The following is a 6,813-nucleotide window of genomic DNA, read 5'->3' as shown; positions in this document are numbered from 1 at the left end:
GCGTTGCGAATCTGCCTTAAACGCTTTGTTAGTTGCCATTCTAAACCTTTGATTTTGTTTGTTTCCACTTTTGCCAACGCCGTTTTTCAGCACTTTGAAAAACTCAATTCAGGCGCAGCTTCAAAGCGCCTGCCACTGAAACCACTTGGAACTTACAACGCCGCAGAAAACTGGCCAAAAGCACCAAAAAGACCTTTTGGAAAAACAATGTCACAAAGCTGACTTTCAACAAGTAAATTCGTGTCTGAAACGGCAGAAAAAAACCACAATACTAAAAATCGAACACAATTTCAGCCAACCACACCCAGACACAAAAAAGAGCAAAATTGCACGATACATTAGCCCAAAATTTTCTGATTTAGCTGCATTTTTACCGCTGGCAACTAACGCTATCTATACAACACTAAGTAGCTCGATCCCACTTGAAAAAGTTCTCTTTGTTGTATTAAATAATTCTAATGTTATCACATAAGCATATGAAACACTTAGCCATAGTGGATGATTTCATGACTGGCAGCCCACAATTAGATTGCAAAGTGTCGACTAATTCTTGAAATTAACACTCAATCATTTAACTGTTTATTTATACAGTTAAGATTATATAGAGAAGATGATGAAAAATCAGTTTATTTTGAGTATAAAAGAACACATGCGGGTTCGCCATTATGCGAGTAAAACGATCGATGCTTATATCAGCTGGATAATTCGCTTTATAAGCTTCAATGACAATCAGCATCCCTCTGAGTTAAATGAGGACAACGTTGAGGCCTTTCTTACTCACCTCGCCATTCATGATAAAGTCGCGGCTAAGACACAAGCTCTGGCTCTTAATGCAGTGAATTTTCTATATCGAGAGTATTTACGTACGCCTTTGAACAACGAAATGAAATTCCAGAAATCGTTGCTAGACCGCAAACTACCAGTTGTTCTTACCAAAGATGAAATGCGGCGCTTTGTTACTCACATTGATCCAAAGTACAAACTGCATATTATGCTGTTGTATGGTTCCGGATTACGGGTCATGGAAGCGGTTCGATTAAGAGTTCATGATATCGATTACCACTACTATGCGCTTAGAATTTGGCAAGGTAAAGGTGGGAAAAACAGAACAGTAACCTTAGCCAAAGAGCTCATCCCCTTGCTGAAGGAACAACAAGAGATGGCACTTCGCTACTATAAGAAAGATATCAACACATCCGGTTATGCTGGTGTTTGGCTTAATGAATCACTGCAGCGTAAGTACCAGGGGTGCGAGCTTGAGTTCAATTGGCACTACTTATTTCCATCAGCTAAACTGTCTGTCGATCCTGAATCCAACTTACTTCGCCGTCACCATATTAATGAGATAGCACTGCAACGAGCAGTCAAACGCGCTGCCAAAGAAGCGAACATCAATAAACACGTGACGTGTCATACACTCAGACACAGCTTTGCTACGCACCTTCTAGAGTCTGGAGCAGATATCAGGACAGTACAGGAGCAGTTAGGTCACAGTGATGTGCGAACAACGCAAATATACACACATGTTATTGATAGAGGCGCCAGTGGAGTGCTTAGCCCGCTGTCGAACTTATAATAAATGTTAGGCATAAAAAAGGAGAGCCTAAGCTCTCCTTTCCTTAATCCTAAACTGCTATCTAAAGAGCAGTTTTCGCTTTTTCAACTAGAACTGCAAATGCAGCTTTGTCGAATACCGCGATGTCAGCAAGGATCTTACGGTCGATCTCGATAGATGCTTTCTTAAGACCGTTAATGAAACGGCTGTAAGATAGACCATTTTGACGAGAGGCCGCGTTGATACGTGCAATCCATAGTTGACGGAATTGACGTTTCTTGTTGCGACGGTCACGGTAAGCGTATTGACCAGCTTTGGTAACTGCTTGGAAAGCTACGCGGTAAACACGTGAACGTGCTCCGTAGTAACCTTTAGCTTGTTTTAGAACTTTCTTATGACGTGCACGAGCTTGTACACCACGTTTTACGCGAGGCATTATGCTTCTCCTAAACTAAACGATTGATAAACTAAAAAGAATTAAGCGTATGGCAACATACGAGCAACTGCAGCCACTTCACAACGAGGAAGGATTGCATTTGGACGTAGTTGACGCTTGTTCTTAGTAGTACGCTTAGTCAGAATGTGACGTTTAGTAGCGTGCTTAAACTTAATACCACCAGCAGTTTTCTTAAAACGCTTAGCAGCACCTTTGTTGGTTTTCATCTTAGGCATGATGAATAACTCCGCATTGTAGAGGTTTAATAAACAACGTAATCAGGGCGAATTGAACCCCACCGCTTTCTCTTTACAAAAAGAACGGCGGGGTTAAATCACTTGCAAGCCACTAATTACTTCTTTTTAGGGGCTAACACCATGATCATCTGGCGACCTTCAATACGGCTTGGGAATGATTCAACCACAGCAAGTTCTGCAGTATCTTCTTTCAAGCGTTTTAGAACGTCGACACCGATGTCTTGGTGTGCCATTTCGCGGCCACGGAAGCGAATTGTTACCTTCACTTTGTTGCCTTCTTCAAGGAAACGCGTCAGGTTGCGTAGTTTTACCTGATAGTCTCCAATATCAGTTCCAGGACGGAATTTGACTTCCTTAATCTGAACCTGTTTTTGCTTTTTCTTCTGCTCTTTAGCAGATTTGCTCTTTTCAAAGAGGAATTTGCCGTAGTCCATCACTCGACAGACTGGCGGCTCAGCGTTTGGACTGATCTCTACAAGATCCATGCCTGCTTCTTCAGCCGCTGTGATCGCTTCTTGAATCGATACAACACCAACTGATTCACCGTCAGCGCCTGTTAATCGAACTTCACGAACGCCACGAATTTCACCGTTTAAACGGTGCGGGTTTTGTTTTACCGGCTGTTGGCCGCGTCTTCCGCCTTTAATAGCTTATTCCTCCAGATTGAGCTTACGGCTTGAAATCTCGTCTTGGATGTAAGAAATAAAATCATCCACTTTAAACTTGCCGAGATCCTTGCCTTTACGAGTTCGTACTGCAATTTCGCCAGCGTCCATCTCTTGGTCGCCACAAACGAGCATATACGGTACACGCTTCAAAGTATGTTCGCGGATTTTAAAGCCAATCTTCTCATTTCTCAAGTCTGCTTTAGCTCTAATTCCACATTTTTGTAGTTTTTGTGCAACTTCCTGAACATAATCTGACTGTTTGTCAGTGATATTCATGATTACAGCCTGTTCTGGCGATAACCAAGTTGGGAAGAAGCCATAGTACTCTTCAATTAGAATACCAATAAATCGTTCTAATGATCCCAGAATCGCACGGTGAATCATAACAGGTACTTGACGCTCGTTATTTTCATCAACGTAAGTGGCACCTAGACGACCTGGTAGGTTGAAATCTAACTGAACCGTACCACATTGCCATGCGCGATCAAGACAATCGTGCAGGGTAAACTCGATTTTAGGACCATAGAACGCACCTTCGCCCTCTTGAATCTCGTATGGAATGTCCATCGCTTCAAGAGATTGTTTCAATGCTTCTTCTGATTGGTCCCAGATTTCATCACTACCAACGCGCTTTTCAGGGCGAGTTGACAGTTTAACAACGATATTATCGAAACCAAAAGTCTGGTACGTATCGTAAACCATTTTAATACAGCTGGTCACTTCGTCTTGAATTTGGCTCTCAGTACAGAAGATGTGTGCATCATCTTGAGTAAAACCACGTACGCGCATGATACCGTGTAACGCGCCTGAAGGCTCGTTACGGTGACATGAACCAAATTCTGCCATACGAAGTGGCAGGTCACGGTACGATTTCAGACCTTGATTAAAGATCTGAACATGACCAGGACAGTTCATTGGCTTTAACGCGTAGTCACGATTCTCAGAGGCAGTGGTAAACATTGCATCTGCATACTTATCCCAGTGACCAGAACGTTCCCAAAGAACGCGATCCATAATAAGTGGACCTTTTACTTCCTGATAGTCGTATTCTGTCAGTTTTTCACGCACGAATACTTCTAGATCACGGAAGATTGACCAACCGTTATGATGCCAGAATACCATTCCTGGTGCTTCTTGCTGCATGTGGAAGAGGTCAAGTTGCTTACCGATCTTACGGTGATCACGTTTGGCCGCTTCTTCTAAACGAGTTAGGTGCGCTTTTAATGCTTTTTTGTCGTGGAAAGCCGTACCGTAGATACGCTGTAACATTTTATTGTCACTGTTACCGCGCCAGTAAGCTCCCGCCACGTTTAATAACGTAAAATTCTGACAAAAACCCATATGTGGTACGTGTGGTCCACGACACATATCGATGTATTCTTCATGATGATAAAGACCCGGACGATCGTCGCGTGCAACGTTCTCGTCGAGAATTTCAATCTTATAGGTTTCACCGCGAGCTTCAAATGCATCGCGTGCTTCCTGCCAGCTTACCTTTTTCTTGATAACCTGATATTTCGTCTTAGCCAACTCTTTCATGCGCTTTTCGATCTTTTCTAGATCTTCTTGCGTTAGAGAGTGCTCAAGGTCGATATCGTAGTAAAAACCACTATCGATGGTTGGACCAATCGCCATTTTCGCTTCAGGAAAAAGTTGCTTAATCGCGTGACCGAGCAAGTGCGCACAAGAGTGGCGAACGATTTCAAGACCATCAACCTCGTCTTTTACTGTGATAATTTCAAGACTTGCATCTTGTTCAATCAAATCACAGGCATCAACACGAGTGCCATCTACACGACCAGCGATGGTTGCTTTCGCAAGACCTGGACCGATAGATTGAGCGACTTCAAGAGTTGAAACTGGGTTGTCATATTGACGCTGACTGCCGTCAGGAAGAGTAATAATAGGCATTTTACTGTCCTTTACAGTGGTGTTGCATACCAAGCAACACGTGTATTTAAAACGTATCTTTAACATTAAAAACAATGCGTTAAAGATAAGAAACGGTGTCCTTTTCTATGCAAATACGGATGCACAACTGAGGAACGAGCACGTATTGTAACGGATTAGTCTGAAATAACAATCAAAGTCACAGAAATGAACTAAAAAAGTCTCTTTTCACCCTAGTGGGTTGACCTTATTCTTGATTCAACCACTGATTGAGCACCGTTCTTGCTCATGGCAAGAGATCCCGAGGCGAGCAAGCCGGTATTGCCAAAACAGAGCTTGAATGAAACAAGGTTTTGACCACCCCCACTCCACTGCGCATCTCCGCGCTAGAACATAAACAATCGCGCTAGAGCATAAACAATTACGCCAAGGATTAACTTGGCGTAATAAGCAAAATGGGGTTTCACAAAGATTATGCTGAGGTGCGTGACACTAACGCTTCAGCCGTCGCATCTTGAATCGACAAAAACAATGAACGAATCTCACCCGTTGGCGTACGCATTGGGTTGAGTGTGATGTTTTGATACATAAAGTCTGCTTGCTGAGTGACGGGACGAACATTGCGACACTTGAACAAATACGGACGTTGCTGCCAAGTAATGAAACTGCGACAACCTAAGTCGTACACAGGTTTCGTTTTCAGCTTAAACCACTCACAGGGGATCTCGGGAAAGAGTTCAAAAAGTGGTTTACCAATAGCGTCATGCGCTTGAATACCACTATGGTGAGTCATAAAGCCATTCCACACTTGCACATTGTGATCTCGGTCTAACACGACTAAACCTAAATCAACATTCTGCACCATATCTACCATCCAGTGAAACTGCTCAAACTCAGCAGGAAGATTAATCATTAGAAGTCCTCCATTAGATAGGCCAACTTGTTATCCAACAAAGGCAGAGATTCATCAACAAACATAAACAATAAATCACAACGAATAGATGTACCGTCAATATTGTAGCTTACCTCGAACGTCATGGTTTTCTTGAACGAACCGGACGTGGACGAAATCACCGAATCAATCGAAATATGCTGGCCAAGCAACACTGGCGAGCTCTGGAAGAAACGGACTTCTGATTGCTCTCCTAAACCATTTAAAAACGAACCGACCAAAATATTCGACACATCCATAAGCAGTTCAAGCTCTTCGAGCTCTTCACTATCGGCAGGTACTTTCATCAATTTTTTTAAATCACTGACACTGGAATCGCTCAGTAATACTAATGCTTCCCCTGCAATTCCCTCGCCACTAAAACCTTGGCAGACGCCCGAGACTTGATCGTTTTCGGCCAAATCACGCAGCGCCATGTGCAGTTCACTGACCTCAAATATATTCACGTTCGGCAACGGAAGGTGAACAAAAACATCGAAATGCCTCGCCAATGCATCCGCGGCTCGCCCGATCGATACGTTGGCGACCTCCATGTAGACGTCACGACGACGCAATATCGGCAATTCAAGACTGGTCGGTGTAATGATTTGTGGCTGAGTAACAGGTTCGACTAATTCTTTAAGCGTCTTGTTGAGTAGCTCTTTGTCAATCGGCTTCTGGATGAAAGCTTTTGCCCCTAATTCCATTACACGTTGTTTGGCTTTGGGCTGAATATCACCAGACACAACGACGACCGGAATGTCGATGCCCTTATTACCAATCGCTTCTAAGGTACCAAAACCGTCAAGTTCAGGCATAGTCAGATCAAGAAACATCAGTTTGAACGTATGATTTTCTAACTGTTCGAGTGCATCGAGCCCATGTACGGCAAAGGTAATATCGGCATTTAGCGAAGCGGGTATTGAGCGCGCCATCTGCTTTCTAGCTAAAGCGGAGTCATCGCATATAAGGACTGGAAATGACATGCGTACGCCTACTCCTCTTGGGGTAAAGGGTGAGTGAATAAAAACAAGCACAACTATCCGGACATTTTGTCTCGACAATCATTGGCTCTT

General features: G+C 43.3%; 8 protein-coding genes. 2 read left to right on the top strand and 6 right to left on the bottom strand.

The annotated features are described in order from the left end of the window. Positions 1-222 (top strand): hypothetical protein (locus CDZ87_RS17210; RefSeq protein WP_216639371.1); only part of this gene is annotated, 222 nt, incomplete at its 5' end. Between the two features lie 391 nt (positions 223-613). Next, positions 614-1,576, top strand: coding sequence for an integron integrase (locus CDZ87_RS01475; protein ID WP_100751842.1), 963 nt, complete (start codon positions 614-616; stop codon positions 1,574-1,576). A 61-nt stretch (positions 1,577-1,637) separates the two neighbouring features. On the opposite strand, the gene rplT is transcribed toward CDZ87_RS01475, so the two are convergent. From rplT to CDZ87_RS01445, 6 genes are all read right to left on the bottom strand, one after another. Then, positions 1,638-1,991 (bottom strand): 50S ribosomal protein L20, encoded by a 354-nt coding sequence (gene rplT, locus CDZ87_RS01470; RefSeq protein ID WP_009602381.1) that lies wholly within the window; start codon positions 1,989-1,991, stop codon positions 1,638-1,640. Positions 1,992-2,032: 41 nt separating this feature from the next. Further along, positions 2,033-2,227: a 50S ribosomal protein L35 gene (gene rpmI / locus CDZ87_RS01465; RefSeq protein ID WP_038173098.1), complete on the bottom strand. Its 195-nt coding sequence runs from the start codon at positions 2,225-2,227 to the stop codon at positions 2,033-2,035. A gap of 116 nt (positions 2,228-2,343) precedes the next feature. Next, positions 2,344-2,895 (bottom strand): translation initiation factor IF-3, encoded by a 552-nt coding sequence (infC, locus tag CDZ87_RS01460; RefSeq protein WP_084185927.1) that lies wholly within the window; start codon positions 2,893-2,895, stop codon positions 2,344-2,346. Between the two features lie 3 nt (positions 2,896-2,898). Continuing rightward, positions 2,899-4,827: a threonine--tRNA ligase gene (gene thrS, locus CDZ87_RS01455; protein ID WP_038173101.1), complete on the bottom strand. Its 1,929-nt coding sequence runs from the start codon at positions 4,825-4,827 to the stop codon at positions 2,899-2,901. Positions 4,828-5,278: 451 nt separating this feature from the next. After that, positions 5,279-5,719, bottom strand: a complete 441-nt coding sequence (locus CDZ87_RS01450) for a PAS domain-containing protein (protein WP_100751841.1) — start codon at positions 5,717-5,719, stop codon at positions 5,279-5,281. Beyond that, positions 5,719-6,723: a response regulator gene (locus CDZ87_RS01445; protein WP_100751840.1), complete on the bottom strand. Its 1,005-nt coding sequence runs from the start codon at positions 6,721-6,723 to the stop codon at positions 5,719-5,721. Before CDZ87_RS01445 ends, CDZ87_RS01450 begins: the two co-directional genes overlap by 1 nt. Positions 6,724-6,813 lie beyond the last annotated feature (90 nt).

The sequence above is a fragment of the Vibrio salilacus genome, from assembly GCF_002811245.1.
Taxonomy (GTDB): Bacteria; Pseudomonadota; Gammaproteobacteria; order Enterobacterales; family Vibrionaceae; genus Vibrio; species Vibrio salilacus.
This window is presented reverse-complemented; position numbering and strand designations above follow the sequence as displayed.

Bases quoted from the DNA above. Each gene is read 5' to 3' on its own strand.
- rplT (WP_009602381.1), bottom strand. From the start codon at position 1,991: ATGCCTCGCGTAAAACGTGGTGTACAAGCTCGTGCACGTCATAAGAAA.
- CDZ87_RS01445 (WP_100751840.1), bottom strand. From the start codon at position 6,723: ATGTCATTTCCAGTCCTTATATGCGATGACTCCGCTTTAGCTAGAAAG.
- CDZ87_RS01475 (WP_100751842.1), top strand. From the start codon at position 614: ATGAAAAATCAGTTTATTTTGAGTATAAAAGAACACATGCGGGTTCGC.
- CDZ87_RS01450 (WP_100751841.1), bottom strand. From the start codon at position 5,719: ATGATTAATCTTCCTGCTGAGTTTGAGCAGTTTCACTGGATGGTAGAT.
- rpmI (WP_038173098.1), bottom strand. From the start codon at position 2,227: ATGCCTAAGATGAAAACCAACAAAGGTGCTGCTAAGCGTTTTAAGAAA.
- thrS (WP_038173101.1), bottom strand. From the start codon at position 4,827: ATGCCTATTATTACTCTTCCTGACGGCAGTCAGCGTCAATATGACAAC.